At 67.3% G+C, this 16,442-nt stretch carries 11 protein-coding genes; 9 read left to right on the top strand and 2 right to left on the bottom strand.

The window, feature by feature from the left end; all coding sequences use genetic code 11:
- Window positions 1-8: 8 nt before the first annotated feature.
- Window positions 9-2,120, bottom strand: coding sequence for an N-acetylmuramoyl-L-alanine amidase (locus tag ACFWAY_RS03895; protein ID WP_378509844.1), 2,112 nt, complete (start codon window positions 2,118-2,120; stop codon window positions 9-11).
- A 236-nt stretch (window positions 2,121-2,356) separates the two neighbouring features.
- Here ACFWAY_RS03895 and ACFWAY_RS03890 point away from each other — a divergent pair, with 236 nt between their 5' ends.
- On the top strand, window positions 2,357-3,931 hold the full coding sequence (locus ACFWAY_RS03890) for a SpoIID/LytB domain-containing protein (RefSeq protein ID WP_378509843.1): 1,575 nt from the start codon (window positions 2,357-2,359) through the stop codon (window positions 3,929-3,931).
- Here the strand turns inward: ACFWAY_RS03890 and ACFWAY_RS03885 are convergent.
- Window positions 3,928-5,052 (bottom strand): glycosyltransferase, encoded by a 1,125-nt coding sequence (locus ACFWAY_RS03885; protein WP_378454427.1) that lies wholly within the window; start codon window positions 5,050-5,052, stop codon window positions 3,928-3,930. The genes ACFWAY_RS03890 and ACFWAY_RS03885 overlap by 4 nt on opposite strands.
- A gap of 147 nt (window positions 5,053-5,199) precedes the next feature.
- Between ACFWAY_RS03885 and glf the strand changes: the two genes are divergently transcribed.
- The 8 genes from glf to ACFWAY_RS03845 all read left to right on the top strand — a co-directional run bounded on the left by glf (window position 5,200) and on the right by ACFWAY_RS03845 (window position 16,320).
- Window positions 5,200-6,417, top strand: coding sequence for a UDP-galactopyranose mutase (gene glf / locus ACFWAY_RS03880; RefSeq protein WP_378454426.1), 1,218 nt, complete (start codon window positions 5,200-5,202; stop codon window positions 6,415-6,417).
- Complete coding sequence (locus ACFWAY_RS03875; protein ID WP_378454425.1) at window positions 6,414-8,330, top strand: glycosyltransferase; 1,917 nt, start codon at window positions 6,414-6,416, stop codon at window positions 8,328-8,330. The genes glf and ACFWAY_RS03875 overlap by 4 nt, the downstream gene beginning before the upstream one ends.
- Window positions 8,311-8,829 carry a phosphatase PAP2 family protein gene (locus ACFWAY_RS03870; RefSeq protein ID WP_378454424.1) on the top strand — a complete coding sequence of 173 codons (519 nt, stop codon included), beginning with the start codon at window positions 8,311-8,313 and terminating at the stop codon, window positions 8,827-8,829. The genes ACFWAY_RS03875 and ACFWAY_RS03870 overlap by 20 nt, the downstream gene beginning before the upstream one ends.
- Window positions 8,826-9,731 (top strand): decaprenyl-phosphate phosphoribosyltransferase, encoded by a 906-nt coding sequence (locus ACFWAY_RS03865; protein WP_378454423.1) that lies wholly within the window; start codon window positions 8,826-8,828, stop codon window positions 9,729-9,731. Before ACFWAY_RS03870 ends, ACFWAY_RS03865 begins: the two co-directional genes overlap by 4 nt.
- A gap of 1 nt (window position 9,732) precedes the next feature.
- The gene (gene zomB, locus ACFWAY_RS03860; protein WP_378509875.1) at window positions 9,733-11,652 is read left to right on the top strand and encodes a flagellar motor control protein ZomB; all 1,920 of its coding nucleotides are present in this window, start codon (window positions 9,733-9,735) and stop codon (window positions 11,650-11,652) included.
- Between the two features lie 339 nt (window positions 11,653-11,991).
- Window positions 11,992-13,002, top strand: coding sequence for an alpha/beta hydrolase (locus tag ACFWAY_RS03855; RefSeq protein WP_378454422.1), 1,011 nt, complete (start codon window positions 11,992-11,994; stop codon window positions 13,000-13,002).
- Between the two features lie 286 nt (window positions 13,003-13,288).
- On the top strand, window positions 13,289-14,284 hold the full coding sequence (locus ACFWAY_RS03850) for an alpha/beta hydrolase (RefSeq protein ID WP_378454421.1): 996 nt from the start codon (window positions 13,289-13,291) through the stop codon (window positions 14,282-14,284).
- A gap of 131 nt (window positions 14,285-14,415) precedes the next feature.
- Window positions 14,416-16,320: an alpha/beta hydrolase-fold protein gene (locus ACFWAY_RS03845; protein WP_378509842.1), complete on the top strand. Its 1,905-nt coding sequence runs from the start codon at window positions 14,416-14,418 to the stop codon at window positions 16,318-16,320.
- Window positions 16,321-16,442 lie beyond the last annotated feature (122 nt).

Here is a 16,442-nt window from a genome sequence, read left to right as displayed (position 1 = left end):
AAACCCGATCAGCCGGCCGGTACCGGTGCCGGCTCGACGGGAGCAGGAGCGGGCTCGGCTGGAGCCGGCGGAACCAATGCCGGGTCCGCGGGCGGTGCGACCGGAGCTGCGGCATCGACCGGGGCACCGTTCGCGTAGGCCTCCGCGTAGGTGTCGTTGTAGGTCTTCAACACCTTGGTGACGATGCCGGTGATCTCGTTGAAGATCAGCGAACCGTTCTCGAAGTCGGTGCGCAGACCGCCCGGGATCGCGTACTCGTCACTGGTCGGCAGGCCCAGTTCGCCGTTGTCGGCTCCGAGGTTCTGCCACGTCTTGAAGATCTGTCCGAGGACCGCCCACACACCGCCGTTGGGCGAGGTGAAGATGGCGCCGTTGGCGAACTGTGCGCCCGAGTTCCCGGCCTTCGCCTGCAGCAGTCCGCTGAGGGCCTGGCCGAGCCGGCCGGTGTCGCCGCCTTCCGCCACCCACTTCTGGGCGACCGGCGACGGGTCGGTGAGCCGCAGCAGTTCGTTGACCAGGGCGGGGAGTCCGGCGCCGAGGCTGGAGCTGGCGTCCGTGCCGGGTCCGCCGGAGGGCGCCGGAGCCTCACCCGAGGGTGCGTCCGAGGCCGGCGACGCGTTGCCGCCACCGAGGCTGGCCGCCGCGATCTGCCTGATCTCGTCCATGTGTGAGTACGCCGCGTCGCCCGGGCAGGACGTGTTGCCGACATCGCGGTGCGCGAAGATCACCGGAAGATCGACCGCCTCACCCTCCGCGTAGGGAGTGAATTCGGTGCCCTCGGAGTACATCGTCGTCTCACCGAGCGGGTCGAGTCCGGCCTTGCCGAGCTTCCAGCCCAGGAACTTGCCGACGGCGTCGAGGGTGGCCTGCGGCGGATCCTCGGACGAGAAGTCGCCCATCATCGCGACTCCGGTGGTGTTCTCGTTGAACCCGCCGGCGTGCGCGCCCTGGACCGGACGGTCGAGACCGCCCGCGCGACCCTCGAAGATCTGGCCGTACTTGTCGACCAGGGCGTTGTAACCGATGTCGCACCAGCCGAGCGTCTGCGCGTGATAGGCGTAGATCGCGCGGACGATCTCCGCCGATTCGGCCTTCGAGTAGTCGTTGGCTCCCGCGGTGTGATGCACGGTGGCACCGCCGATGAAGTCGTCGTAGTCGGGATCCTGGCACCGGATGGACTCGTCGGCGCCCCACTGCTGGCGGCTGATGACCTTGGGACCGCCGCTGTCGAGCGGGCTCGCGATGTCGCCGAGCGTCGCGTCGCCGGGGCCGCTGCCCGGTTCGATGAGTACGGCCGTGACGTCGTCGGCGCCCGCGCGTGCGGGCTGCTGCCGCAACGGCGTGTTGACGGCGGCGGGGGTGTAACCGAGCGGTGCGGCCCCGGGGGCGGGAGCCGGCGCGGGAGCAGGGGCTTCGGGTGCCGGGGCGGGAGCGGGAACCGGGCCGGGCGCGGGTGCGCCTGCCGGTGCGGGCGTCGAGGTGGGGGTCAGGATCTGGATCGCCTTGGTCAGCCCGACGTAGACGGGTTCGGTGGCGACCCTGCCGTCCGACGCCGCCTTGTCGGTGCGGCGCGTGTCGATCATGTCGGGGGAGACCCATTGCCCCCACGTTCCGTCGGCCTGCAGCGCACGGACCTTCGACTCCGCGGACGCGAGGGTTTCGGAGGTGAGCGCCACCATGCTGAACGGGGTGTCGCGGGACAGTTCCTTGACGATCGCGCCGGGCTGCTGATCGGCCGGGGGCAGGATCGCGGGGTCGGAGACGTCACCCGGGGCGGGGATCTTCAGTGGGATCTGCAGGTTCGGTATCTGGATTCCGCCGGGGAGCTGCACGTTGCTGGGGATGTGGAGGTACGGCGGGATCTTCAGGTTCCGGAGGTCGCCGATGTTGACGTCGGGCAGGGGCAGCCCGGTCAGTTCCTTCAGCGGAATCACGATGTCGGGGATCTGCGACAGCACTACCTGGGCGATCTCGGTGGACACTGCGGAGTTGGAGGTTTCGTTCGTGGATTTGACGTCGGAGGGTGCGCTACTGATGCCGTAGACCGCAACGGGACTTGCGACAGCCAGAGCGGCGACAGCCCCGAGGACGATCGAGGGCTTCGGTCGACGGTGCGGCAAGGGGGACTCTCCTCAGTTGTAGTTTCCTGCGAGCGACCTCGCGTGTCTGCAACTCGTGATACTCGTGTGACTGAAGAGGCTGTTGTTGCTAACTCCAACCACTCTTGCCACACTAGTCCCACAGGTCCATAACGCTCAACCTTACATTGAGACTTTATCCCGAATTCCCCGGACCCGCTGAGACGAGGTGCACGCCCCGTCTCAGCGCTCGTTGTTCAGCGATGAGGAGTGCAGTGATGGCGAAGACCGAATTCGGGGTTCGTGCAGGTAGACCTGCCTGGACCCGCAGGAGGCGGTACATCGCGGGCCCTCCCGCCCCGCGCGGATTCAAGGCAAGAGTCCTGCGCGCGTCGGCGCTCGGCATCGCACCCGTCCTCGTCGTCGGCGCCGTCACCGGCGTCGTCGTGCATCTGCGCTCCTCCAGCCAGGACATCCGGGCAACCGTCGCCTCCGACACGCCGTTCACGCTGTCCGGGCACGGCAACGGCCACGGCCGCGGAATGGGCCAGTGGGGCGCCTACGGATACGCGAAGGATCAGGGATGGGCGGCCGAACGCATCCTCGGCCACTACTACGGCGGCACCACACTCGGCACCCTCGCCGACGCACAGATCAGCGTCCGGCTGCAGGCGCGTGACGATCAGCCACTCGACGTCTACTCCGACGCCGGCGCCGTCGTCGCGGGCAAGCCCGTCGGACCGGGGGAGGCCGTCCACCTCACGCCGACCGCCGACGGCGGCGCCAACGTCGTGGTCACCCGCGGATGTGCAGGCGAGGTCCTGTGGCAGGACGCCACCGACCACCCGTGGGTGGACCCGATCGACCTGACCCCGGACCGTCCCGCGAACGAGCACCTCAAGCTCTGCGCCGGTGACACCCCCTACCGCGGAGCCCTCGGGGTCGCGCTCGACGGCGCCGCCGTGCGCACCGTCAACGTCCTCGACATGGACGACTACCTCCTGGGTGTCGTGCCCGCCGAGGCGAAAGCCGGCTGGGCCGACACCGGTGGGGCCGAGGCGCTTCGGGCGCAGGCCGTCGCGGCCCGCTCCTACGCCGCCGCCGAGAACCGGGAAGAGTACGCGAAGACCTGCGACACCCAGAGCTGCCAGGTGTACGGGGGTTCCGCGAAGGAAGACCCGCGGACCACCGACGCCGTCCGTTCCACCAAGGGCATGATCCTGACGAAGGACAACAAGCCCGTCGCCGCCGAATTCTCTTCGTCGACAGGTGGATACACCGCAGGCGGCGAGTTCCCGGCCGTCGAGGACCAGGGCGACACGGTATCGCCGAACCACGACTGGACCGTAACCCTCACCGCGGGCGACATCGCGTCCGCGTTCAACGTGGGGGAACTCGAATCGTTCGAGGTGGTCACCCGCAACAACTTCGGAGTCGGCGGCGGACGCGTCACGGGTGTGAAGGTGGTCGGATCGTCGGGCACCGCCGAGGCGACGGGCGCCGAGGCGAGGTCGAAGCTGAAGCTCAAGTCCGACTGGTTCACGGTCGGTGACGGACTCGGCGTCCCCGCGCCGCCGGCCGCTCCCGAACCCGAGTCCACCCTCGCGTCCGCGGGTGAGGACGAGGACACCGTCGGCACCACCGAGGGTTCGCCGATCGCCGAGAAGTACAAGGAACTCGGCGGCGTCAACAGCACGCTGGGAGCGCCGATCGGTCCCGAGCTGATGCTGCCGTCGGAGGCTGGGAAGTTCCGGATGTACACCAACGGAACCATCATCTGGACGAAGAAGCTGGGCGCGCAGGTGATCGACGCCAGTGTGCTGCGCGAGTGGTTACCGACGGGCGGCAGCTAGCCGGAGCAGAGCGGACCGGTCCCCTCGAGCACGGCGAGCATCCCGTCGACGGACTCGCCCCAGCCGAAGTCCTCGGCCCGCCGCCGGGCCGACGCCCGGCGCGTGCGCGAGGGGATCGCGAGAATGCCGCTCACCGCTTCGGCGAACGCGGGACCCCGGTCCCGGGCCAGGGCGCCGCAGCCGGGTGTGATGATCTCGGCGAGCGCCGACGACTGTGACGCGACCACCGGGGTGCCCGCCGCCAGCGACTCGAGCGCCGACAGGCAGAACGTCTCGTGCGGTCCCGGCGCCAGCGACACGTCCGCCGACGCGAACAGCGACGCCAGGCGGCCCTTGTCGCTGATGAACCCGGTGAAGTGCACGGGGAGCCCACGCGCCCGGTACTGCAGCGCCTCGCGCCGCGGCCCGTCCCCGGCGATGACGAGCCGGGCGTCGTGACCCTGCCGCCGCAACAGCCGGACGGCGTCGATGCTCCGTTCCACCTGCTTCTCCATCGACAGCCGGCCGCAGTGCAGAAGGAAACGCTGCGCCGGGTCGGCGAACGAGTCGCGCATCACCTGGTCGTGTTTGCCGGGGTGGAACATCGTGAGATCCACACCGAGCGGAACCCGGTGCAGGTTTGGGGCCCCGATCCGGGTGAACTCCTCGCTCGCGAAGTCCGTCGTGCAGACGACGGCGTCGTAGTTGCGGGCCATCCGTCGGTTCGCGACATCGGCCCAGCCGCGGGCCACGCGGCGCGGAGCGAGCTGGCCGAGCAACCGGTCGAGGCGTTCGTGTGACACGACCACACTGCGCACCCCGCGATCCCGGGCCCAGCCCCCGAAACCGCGCAGTGTGAGCCGGTCGGACACCTCCAGGACGTCGGGCCGCAGACCGCTGACGACGTCGGCCACGCGCCGCGGATTGACCACGCGATAACCCCCGGTCGCGGGGATGACGGGAGCAGACCGGGTGATCCGCAGGACCCCGCTCGGCAACAGCTCCTCGCAGTCGCGCTGACCTGGGACGACGAGGATCACCTCGTGGCCGCGTTCGACGTACCCCTGACCCCAGTTGTGGAGGGCGGTGCGAAGCCCACCCGACCGCGGTCCGTAGAAGTTCGCCAGCTGGACGATGCGCACCCGCTCATCAAGCGCGATCGCCGCGTCGGCGGGAACAACGAGGCCTGCAGAACCAGTGAATACAGGGAGAACTCCTCGTGTGTGCCGAGGGGGTGCTTGCCCCCCTTGGCCGCGCACGGGCGGCGGAGTCGCTTACCCTGGTTCATCGTGACCGCTGCAACCCCAGAGACAACCGCCCCTGGCCGGTACGACCTCATCGTCGTCGGCTCCGGATTTTTCGGACTGACCGTCGCCGAGCGTGCAGCAACACAGCTGGGTAAGCGTGTGCTGGTGCTCGACCGTCGTCATCACCTGGGCGGAAACGCCTATTCGGAGGCCGAGCCCGAGACCGGCATCGAGATCCACAAGTACGGTGCGCACCTGTTCCACACCTCGAACAAGAGGGTGTGGGACTACGTCACCCAGTTCACCGAATTCACCAGCTACCAGCACCGCGTGTTCGCGCTGCACAAGGGGCAGGCGTACCAGTTCCCGATGGGGCTGGGGCTGGTGTCGCAGTTCTTCGGGCGCTACTTCACCCCGGACGAGGCGCGGAAGCTGATCGCCGAACAGTCCAGCGAGATCGACTCGGGGTCTGCGTCCAACTTGGAGGAGAAGGCGATCTCCCTGATCGGGCGGCCGCTGTACGAGGCGTTCGTGCGCGACTACACCGCCAAGCAGTGGCAGACGGACCCCAAGAACCTGCCCGCGGGCAACATCACACGACTGCCGGTGCGGTACACGTTCGACAACCGCTACTTCAACGACACGTACGAGGGCCTGCCCGTCGACGGCTACACCGCGTGGCTCGAGAACATGGCGAAGGACCCGAAGATCGAGGTCCGGCTCGAGACCGACTGGTTCGACGTCCGCGACGACCTGCGCGCCGAGAGCCCCGACGCCCCCGTCGTCTACACCGGCCCCCTCGACCGCTACTTCGACTACTCCGAGGGCGAGCTGGGCTGGCGCACCCTCGACTTCGAGACCGAGGTACTCGAGACCGGTGACTTCCAGGGAACCCCGGTCATGAACTACAACGACGCCGACGTGCCCTTCACCCGGATCCACGAGTTCCGCCACTTCCACCCGGAGCGGGACTACCCGAAGGACAAGACGGTCATCATGCGGGAGTTCTCGCGGTTCGCGGAGAGCAAGGACGAGCCGTACTACCCGATCAACACCCCCGACGACCGCGCGATGCTCGCCGCCTACCGCGACCGCGCGAAGGAGGAGATGGCGTCGAGCAAGGTCCTGTTCGGTGGCCGTCTCGGCACCTACCAGTACCTGGACATGCACATGGCGATCGCCAGCGCGCTGGCGATGTTCGACAACTCCCTGCGTCCGCACTTCGAATCCGGTGCGGCCCTCGTGGGGGATGCCGAATGAGCGCCCGACATCTGCTCGAATCCGAGAAGGTCACCGAAGACGCCCCGTTACTCGGCAAGTCGCTGCTGCAGCGGGTGATCCTGCCGCGCGCCGGCGAGCCGCTCGACGTCCGCACCCTCTACCTGGAGGAGGCGAAGACCAACAGCCGCCGCGCGCATTCGCTGTCGCGCACGTCGCTGTCGGTCGGCGCCGAGGCGGAGGCGTCGTTCTGCACCTACTTCAACGCGTTCCCGGCCAGCTACTGGCGCCGGTGGAGCACCCTGAACTCCGTGGTGCTGCGTCTCGAGCTGTCGGGGCACTGCCGCATCGACGTGTACCGCTCCAAGGCCGACTCGTCGCGCATCCACGTCGAGGGCCGCGAGTTCCAGGACGGCGACGCCGCGCTGGAGTTCGAGATCGAACTCGCCCCGTTCGAGGACGGCGGCTGGATCTGGTTCGACATCACCACCGACACCGAGGTCGTGCTGGAGAGCGCCGGCTGGTACGCGCCGGTCGACGCCCCCGGTGCGGCCACCGTCGCCGTCGGCATCCCCACGTTCAACCGGCCGACCGACTGCGTCAAGGCACTGACGGCGCTGGCGTCCGACGAGCTCGTCATGGACGTGGTCAAGGCCGTCATCATCCCGGACCAGGGCACCCGCAAGGTCAGGGACGAGCCCGGCTTCACGGAGGCCGCCGAAGCGCTCGGCGACCGGCTCGCCATCCACGACCAGGCGAACCTCGGCGGGTCCGGCGGCTACAGCCGGATCATGTACGAGGCGCTGAAGACCACCGACTGCCAGCACATCCTGTTCATGGACGACGACATCGAGATCGAGCCCGACTCGATCCTGCGCGCACTGGCGATGTCGCGGTTCGCGAAGTCGCCGATGCTCGTCGGCGGACAGATGCTGAACCTCCAGGAGCGCAGTCACCTGCACTCGATGGGCGAGGTCGTCGACCGCAGTATTTTCATGTGGACGGCCGCACCGAACGTCGAGTACGACCACGACTTCTCCCGCTACCCGCTGAGCGACCGCGAGAACTCCCGGCTGCTGCACCGCCGGATCGACGTCGACTACAACGGCTGGTGGATGTGCATGATCCCGCGGCAGGCCGCCGAGGAACTCGGTCAGCCGCTGCCGCTGTTCATCAAATGGGACGATGCCGAATACGGTCTGCGTGCCCGAAATGCCGGCTACCCGACCGTCACCATGCCCGGTGCCGCGATCTGGCACATGGCGTGGAGTGACAAGGACGACGCCATCGACTGGCAGGCGTACTTCCACCTGCGGAACCGGCTCGTCGTCGCGTCGCTGCACATGCCGGGCAACGGCCGTGGACTCGTGATCAACACCGTCAAGGCCACGATCAAGCACCTGCTGTGCCTCGAATACTCGACCGTCGCGATCCAGAACCAAGCCATCGCCGACTTCCTGCAGGGCCCCGAGCACATCTTCGAACTGCTCCCGACCGCGCTCGGCAACGTCCACGCGATGCGCAAGGAGTACCCGGACGCCGTCGTGCTGCCGTCGTCGACGAGCCTGCCGATGCCCTCCGGTGAGGAAGTCGGCGCGGTCGGCCTGCCGACGAACCCGCTCGCGAAGATCGTGCGCCTCGGCAAGGGCCTGGTCCACAACGTGAAGCCCGCGCACGAGCAGCACCACGAGCGTCCCCAGCTCAACGTGCCCACAATCGACGCGCGCTGGTTCCTGCTGTCGCAGGTGGACGGCGTCACCGTCACCACCGCGGACGGGCGAGGAGTGGTCTACCGCAAGCGCAACCCCAAGCTGGCGCTCGCGCTGCTGAAGGAAGCGATCCGGCTGCGCCGCGAACTGGCCCAGCGGTTCCCCGAACTCAAGCGCGAGTACCAGGACGCCGTTCCTGCGCTGACCAGTAAGGAGAGGTGGGAACGTGTCTTCGGCATCAAGTGAGATCCAGATCCTGCAGGCCGTCCAGTCGACGATCGCGAGCCGTCCCGGCGTCGTCTCGACCGCACGGGGTATGTCCCACTTCGGTGAGCACGCCCTCGGGTGGGTGGCCGTTGCCGGCATCGGCGCGGCGCTCGACAAGCCTCGCCGCCGGCAGTGGGCGGGAGTCGCGGTGGGTGCCGTCGGCGCCCACGCGGCGTCGATCGTGATCAAACGCATCGTCCGCCGCCCCCGGCCGAACGACCCGTCGATCCAGGTCAACGTGTCGACGCCCAGCAAATTGAGCTTCCCGTCGTCGCACGCGACGTCCACCACAGCGGCTGCCGTGCTGCTCGGCCGTCTCACCGGGCTACCCTTGCCTGCGTTGTTGGTACCGCCGATGCTGCTCTCCCGGCTCGTTCTGGGAGTGCACTACCCGACCGATGTGCTCGCCGGATCTGCCCTGGGGGCCGCCTCTGCGGTCGCGGTGCTGAAGGCCGAGCAGAAGTTTGGAGAGAAATGAGCGAGGAACCGGCCGTCGTCACCGGACCCCCGACATCCCTGGCGGCAGGCATCGTCAAGGCTGTCCGCCCGCGTCAGTGGGTCAAGAACGTCCTGGTACTCGCAGCTCCCATCGCAGCGGGCACTGCGACGGAATCCGACGTCCTGCTTCCCGTCGCACTCGCCTTCGTGGTGTTCTGCATGGCAGCGTCCGGCATCTATCTCGTCAACGACGCGATGGACGTCGAGGCCGACCGCGCGCACCCCACCAAGCGATTCCGCCCCATCGCGGCGGGTGTGCTCCCCGTCAACCTGGCGTTCGGGATGGCGGTCGTGCTGCTCGGCGGGTCGCTCGCCCTGTCGTTCCTCGCCAACTGGCAGCTGGCGGTCGTGATGGCCGTCTACATCGGCATCCAGCTGGCCTACTGCTTCGGTCTCAAACACCAGGCCGTCCTCGACATCTGCATCGTCTCGTCCGGGTTCCTGCTGCGTGCCATCGCCGGTGGTGTCGCCGCAGAGATCGCACTGTCGCAGTGGTTCCTGCTCGTCATGGCATTCGGTTCGCTGTTCATGGCGGCCGGTAAGCGGTACGCCGAACTGCAGCTCGCCGAGCGCACCGGTGCGAAGATCCGCAAGTCCCTCGAGAACTACACCACGACGTACCTGCGTTTCGTCTGGACGCTCAGCGCCACCGCGGTCGTGCTCTGCTACGGACTGTGGGCGTTCCAGCAGGACGACCTGAAGGCCACCAACTGGTACGCCATCTCCATGGTGCCGTTCACCATCGCGATCCTGCGTTATGCCGTGGACGTCGACGGCGGCGAGGCGGGGGAGCCCGAGGAGATCGCGCTGGGCGACCGCGTGCTCCAACTCCTCGCGATTGCCTGGATCGGAGTGGTGGGTGTCGCTGTCTACCTCGTCTGACTTGGTAGGAGGCGCCGAGGACTCGGACGCCGCCGCGGAGCGGACCACCGAACGCCACCGGAAGGCCATCCTCTCGAGGGTGGTCTTCCTCGGGGGTGTGGCCATCTCGGCCCTCCTGATGTTCTGGGGCGCCTGGGAACGGAGATGGATTGCCGACGACGGCCTGATCGTGCTGCGCACGGTCCGCAACCTCCTCGCAGGCAACGGTCCGGTCTTCAACTCGGGCGAGCGTGTCGAGGCCAACACCAGCACCGCGTGGACGTACATCGTCTACGCGTTCAGCTGGCTCTCCCAGGCCCGGCTCGAATACGTCGTCCTGACGATCGCGCTGATCCTGTCCACGGCGGCGATCGTGCTCGCCATGTTCGGCACCGCGCGCCTGTACCGCGGTGGGTCCTTCGCCGGCGGCGGCACGCTGTTCCTGATGCCCGCCGGTGTGCTCGTCTACATCGCGGTGCCCCCGGCCCGCGACTTCGCGACGTCGGGTCTCGAAAGCTGCCTCGTCATCTTCTGGATCGCGCTGCTCTGGCTGCTGCTGGTCCGATGGAGTCAGGCGGCCACGCCGTCCACCACCTCGGTGCTCGTGCTCTCGTTCATCGCGGGCATGGGGCCCCTCGTGCGCCCCGAGCTGGCGATCCTGGGTGTGCTGTCGCTGGCGATGATCTTCCTCGCGCCCGGTCTCACCTGGGTGGTGCGCGTGGCGATGGTGTTCGTCGCCGGCATCGTTCCGGTGGGCTACCAGATCTGGCGCATGGGCTACTACGCCCTCCCGTACCCCAACACCGCGGTGTCGAAGGACGCCGGCGGCGCCAAGTGGTCGCAGGGTTTCGCCTATCTCTGGAATCTGCTCGGCCCGTACCTGCTGTGGCTGCCGCTGGTTTTCCTTTTCGCCGGCGCCGTGATCGCCTGGCGCGGCCGGGACAAGTCCATCGAAGATGGTGTTCGTCACACCGAGGGGAATCGGCTGACGCGCCTGCGCGGATGGCTGCGGACGCAGAATGCCGTCGTCGTCTTCATTCTCGCGAGCGGGCTGATCCTCGGTCTGTACTCGTTGCGCGTCGGCGGCGACTTCATGCACGGCCGCGTTCTTCTCCCCGTTCTGTTCTGTTTCATCGTTCCCGTCGCCGTAATTCCTGTGCGAATTCCGGACCGGGTGGCGTGGGGGCGTAACAGGGAATCGTCGATTTTTCTCGCAATGGCTTTCCTGTGGGTCGGCACCGTCGTGTGGGCATTCTTCGCGTCGAACACGACGGGAATGCCGGAAGGTGTCGTTATCGGACGTTCCGGAATTGTCGACGAACGCGCCTTCTACGTTCTCAACACCGGTCATGCGCACCCGATTCGCGCGGACGATTATCTGGACTACCCGCGGATGCGCGCCATGGTCCAGACCATCTCGGACACCCCCGACGGCGGCCTGCTCATCCCGTCCGCCGACTACACGTACTGGTTCGTCGTTCCTCCGCCCCTTCCGATCCCGGACGGCGGCGCAGGCCACACCGTGTACTTCCTGAACCTCGGCATGACGAGCATGAACGTCGGCCTCGACGTGCGGGTGCTGGACCAGATGGGTCTCGCCTACCCGCTGGCGGCGCACACCGAGCGGTTGGACGACGGCCGTATCGGGCACGACAAGGCCCTCTACCCCGACTGGGTCGTGGTGGACACGGGAATGATCGACAAGCACCCGTGGATGCCCGGATTCCTCGACGAGGAATGGGTGACCGAGGCGCGGGTCGCGCTCACGTGCCCCGAGACTCAGGACCTGCTGACGTCGTACCGGTCGGAACTGACGTGGCCGCGATTCAAACAGAATTTCAAGGATGCGCTGCATTTCGCGAGTTATCGAATCGAGCGAGTGCCCGCATATGAAATTCAGCGATGCAATCTCGAGCCGCCCCTCCCGGAACCGGCCAAATAGGGCGAAACGGGCCGGGCGTGTGTCACTGCGGCGTCCCGGGCAGATCTCGATGTCGGAACATCAGATCTCGTTTGTGTAACGCGGGAGCTGTCGGCGACGATGTACGTCGATGATGAGTCATCGTTGACGGTGGTCTGGAAGTTCCCCGAAAAGCGCTCCGCGAGCGTTTGTCAGGGAACTTTGTGTGACATACAGTCCACCAAGCGCAGTGTGACTTGGAAGAGGTCCGCTGCCGACCCGGCTTCAATGCCCGGGCCGGCAGGTCGCCTGTTCCCCGACGGAATCCGCCGGAGCCGCCCAGTTGGCGGAGTCCGCAGACGAAGAGAGTGAGCAGTATTCATGCGTTTTGCCAGACCGAGGTTGTCTCAGCGCCTCAAGCAGCGTGCGATGGCCATCGGCGCCGTCGCACTGGTACTGCCTGTGGGCGCAGGAATCGCTGGTGGAGCCGTCGCCGCAGCAGCACCGACGCACGCGGGTCCCGCCAAGACCGCGCCGGCTGGTGGCTACGAGGAACTGTGGGTTCCCTCTTCCATGGGACCGATCAAGGTCCAGGTCCAGTGGGCAGCCCGCGGCGGTAGTTCCGCGCTGTACCTGCTCGACGGCCTGCGCGCCCGCAACGACCGCAACGCGTGGAGCTTCGAGACCAACGCGATCGACCAGTACCGCAACGACAACGTGACCCTGGTCATGCCCGTCGGTGGCGAGTCCAGCTTCTACTCGGACTGGTACTCGGCGAGCAACTTCAACGGCCAGCCCGTCACGTACAAGTGGGAGACGTTCCTGACGCAGGAACTGCCCGACTTCCTGGCGAACTACGGCGTCTCGCGCACCAACAACGCCGTCCTCGGCCTGTCGATGGGTGGCAGCGCCGCCCTGACCCTCGCCGCATACCACCGTGACCAGTTCAAGTTCGCCGGTTCGCTGTCCGGCTACCTGAACATTTCGGCTCCCGGCATGCGTGAGGCGATCCGCGTCGCGATGCTCGACGCCGGCCGCTTCAACGTCGACTCGATGTGGGGCCCGCCGTGGAACCCGGCGTGGCTGCGTAACGACCCGTTCGTGTTCGCGCCGCGTCTGAACGGCCTGTCGATGTTCATCTCGGCTGCCAGCGGTCTGCCCGGTGAGTTCGACCACCCGCGCGCTCCGATCGACTACTACAACACCGCCAACGGCATGGGCCTCGAGGCTCTCGCCCTGGCCAACACCCGCGCATTCCAGGTGCGTCTGGCCACCCTCGGTGTCCCGGCCACCTTCGACTTCCCCGCCAACGGCACGCACTCGTGGCCGTACTGGGGTTCGGAGCTGTTCAAGGCGCGCGGCCAGATTCTGGACACACTGGGCGCCTGGTGATCTGACACCACCTTCGTGGCGAAGGCCGCCCCGCCGATCCGGCGGGGCGGCACTCGTGCGCTCCGGAGTGCATGTGCCCGGACCGGGAACGTGAGGGGAAACCCTGGATTGCCTTCCCCCGGGAGTGCACAACGGAACGTTTTGTCAGTAAGGTGATCCCGTCGAGACGCCACCCGCGCAGCGAGCGCTGCGCGGGTGGCGTCTGTACGTGAGATTTTCACGAGAGTTATCGAGAGGTTGCCGCGGCCGCGGCGCGAGACGAAACAAGCGGAGGGAAGACGAGTTCATGCGAGTTGGGGGTTCGACGAGAACAAGCGGATGGGCCAGGCGTACCGCCGCCGCAATTGCTCTGGCGGTCGCACTGCCACTGGGCGTGACCATGGTGGGCGGAGGCGCAACCGCATCCGCAGCCTTCGACCCCGCGGCGCAGGACTTCTGGGTCGATTCCGCCATGGGACCGATCAAGAGCCGCATCTGGCGTGCCGCCGACGGCAACACCAACCGGGTCGTCTACCTGCTCGACGGTTTGCGCGCGCAGGACGATCTGAGCGGCTGGGAGGTCAACACCGACGCGGGCCCGTTCCTCGCCTCGCAGAACATCAACGTCGTCCAGCCGGTCGGCGGGCAGTCCAGCTTCTACTCCGACTGGTTGTCGAACTCGAACCTCAACGGCCAGAAGACCCCGTACAAGTGGGAGACGTTCCTCACTCAAGAACTTCGCGACGCACTGGCGAACCGCCTCGGGTTCCAGTCCACCCGTAACGGCGTCATCGGCCTGTCGATGGGTGGCAGCGCCGCCCTGACCCTCGCGGCCTACCACCCCGAGCAGTTCAACTACGCGGGCTCGCTGTCCGGTTACCTGAACATCTCGGCTCCCGGCATGCGTGAGGCCATCCGCATCGCGATGCTCGACGCAGGCCGTTACAACGTCGACGCGATGTGGGGCCCGCCGTGGAACCCGGCGTGGCTGCGCAACGACCCGTTCGTGTTCGCGAACAAGCTTCGTGACAACAACACCCGCCTGTGGGTGTCGGCCGCCAACGGCATTCCCGCTCCCGGCGGAGCCGCACCGACCGGATTCATGGACGTCTTCAACGCGAGCACCGGTGCGAGCCTCGAGGCACTGTCGCTGGCGAACACCCGTGCCTTCCAGGTCAAGATGGCCACCCTCGGCGCGAAGAACGTCACCTACAGCTTCCCGCCCCGCGGCATCCACACGTGGCGTTACTGGCAGCAGCAGATCCACGATCTGGCCGGCGACCTCGGCAACACGATCGGGTAGCTCGGAAGTAACAATTGCACCAGCTGTAACAGCGCGGCACTCCCACTCGTCTGTCGTTTGCGTGTAGAAAGAACCGGAACGCGAGGCCGTGCTCCGTGTTGGTCTCGACGCGCAGAGAGAGAGTGAACGTCATGCGAGTAGGCCTGTTCAGGGCAGAACGTCAGCGTTCGTCTGCCGGAAATGTTCGAAGGCGAACGCTGGCCTCGCTTGCCGCTGTGCTCGTGGTGCCGGTGGCGGTCGGGTTCACCCAGACCGCCACCGTCTCGGCTGCGCCGGTCGCCCATGCGGCGCCCGCCGCCGCGCAGGCTCCGGTGGCCACGCAGGCCCCGGGCGGCGCGACGATCCATCACGTCGACTGGCTCACCGACCGTCGCGTGGCGATCTGGATCAACTCTCCGTCGATGGGCGTGCCGATCCAGGTGCAGATGCTCCTTGCGCGCGACTGGAACTCGAAGCCCACCGAGAAGTTCCCGTCCGTCTACATGCTCGACGGTCTCCGCGCACAGGACAACGAGAACGGCTGGACCCTCGAGACCGACGCCGAGTCGTTCTTCGCCGACAAGAACATCAACGTCGTCCTCCCGGTCGGCGGCCAGTCCAGTTTCTACTCCGACTGGGTGGCCCAGGACAACGGTCAGAACTACCAGTGGGAGACGTTCCTCACGAAGGAACTGCCCCCGATCCTCGAAAGCGACTGGCGCACCACGCAGACGCGCGGCGTCATAGGACTCTCGATGGGCGGCACGTCCGCCATGTTCCTGGCGGCACGCAACCAGGGATTCTTCAAGTTCGCCGCGTCGCTGTCGGGCATGCTCACCACCACCGCGCTCGGTATGCCGCAGGCCGTCGCCTACGCGATGAGCGACGCGGGCGGGTTCGACGCGGACGCGATGTGGGGTCCCCCGACCAGCTCGGCGTGGGAGGAGCACGACCCCTACCTGCTGGCCGACAAGCTCAAGGGCGTCAGCCTCTACATCTCCAGCGGTAGCGGAACCACGGGCCCGTACGACCAGCCGTCCGGAATCCCGGGCGTCAGCACCAATTACGCGGGTATGGGGCTCGAAATCCTCTCGCGACTCACATCCCAGACCTTCGCGACCAAGCTCAACAAACTGGGCATCCCCGCCCAGGTCAACTACCGGCCGTCCGGCACACACTCGTGGCCGTACTGGCAGTTCGAGCTCCACCAGCTGTGGCCGCAGCTCGCCGGCGCCGTCGACGTCGAACCCGACAAGCCGGTGTGCACCACAGGCGGTTCCATCGCCGGGGTCGCCGGTGCGAACCCGTGGATCGGCGACTGCCTGACCCCCGAGTACAGCCTCGCGGGCGGAACGGTCCAGGACTTCCGCAACGGCCGGATCTTCGCCAAATCCGACACCGGCGCACAGCCGGTGGCCGGCGCCATCGGCGGCGTCTACCAGGCGACCGGTGGTCCGGGCGGGCCGCTCGGCTACCCGACGACACCCGAACTGGGCACCCCCGACGGTCGCGGTCGCTTCAACCACTTCGAGCACGGGTCCGTGTACTGGTCGCCGCAGACCGGGGCGCACGCCGTCCGCGGTGCGATCCGCGACGAGTGGGCACGTCAGGGCTGGGAGGGCGGACCGCTCGGATACCCGGTGGCCGAGGAAGTTCCCACGCCCGGCAAGGACGGCGCGGTGCAGGGCTTCGAGATCGGCGCCATGTACTTCAGTCCCGCGAACGGCACACACAGTGTGCAGGGAATGATCATGGGCAAGTACGCCGAACTCGGTTACGAGGGTGGGTGGCTCGGATTCCCGAAGACCAGCGAGATCGCGGTCAAGGACGGCGGCCGGTTCAACCAGTTCGAGGGCGGCAACATCTACTGGAGCCCGCTGTCGGGCGCTTGGTCCGTCGAGAACGGACCGATCTTCGACGCGTGGAAGAGCGCCGGGTACGAGGGCGGCCGGCTCGGGTTCCCGATCAGCGACAAGTTCGCCATCCCCGGCGGCGTCCAGCAGAACTTCAAGACCGGTTACGTCACAGTGATCGACAACAAGGCCGAGATTCACTGATGGCCGGAAAGCACTAGAAATCTCACGCGCAGCGGGCGGGGCCGGGTCCGGCGGACCAGGCTTCCGCCCGATCTGCGTCTGTACCCTGTCGAGAGACAACGACTTGGAAAGCAAGGACGGAA

It is taken from the genome of Rhodococcus sp. NPDC059968 (assembly GCF_042738615.1).
GTDB lineage: Bacteria > Actinomycetota > Actinomycetes > Mycobacteriales > Mycobacteriaceae > Rhodococcus_F.
This window is presented reverse-complemented; position numbering and strand designations above follow the sequence as displayed.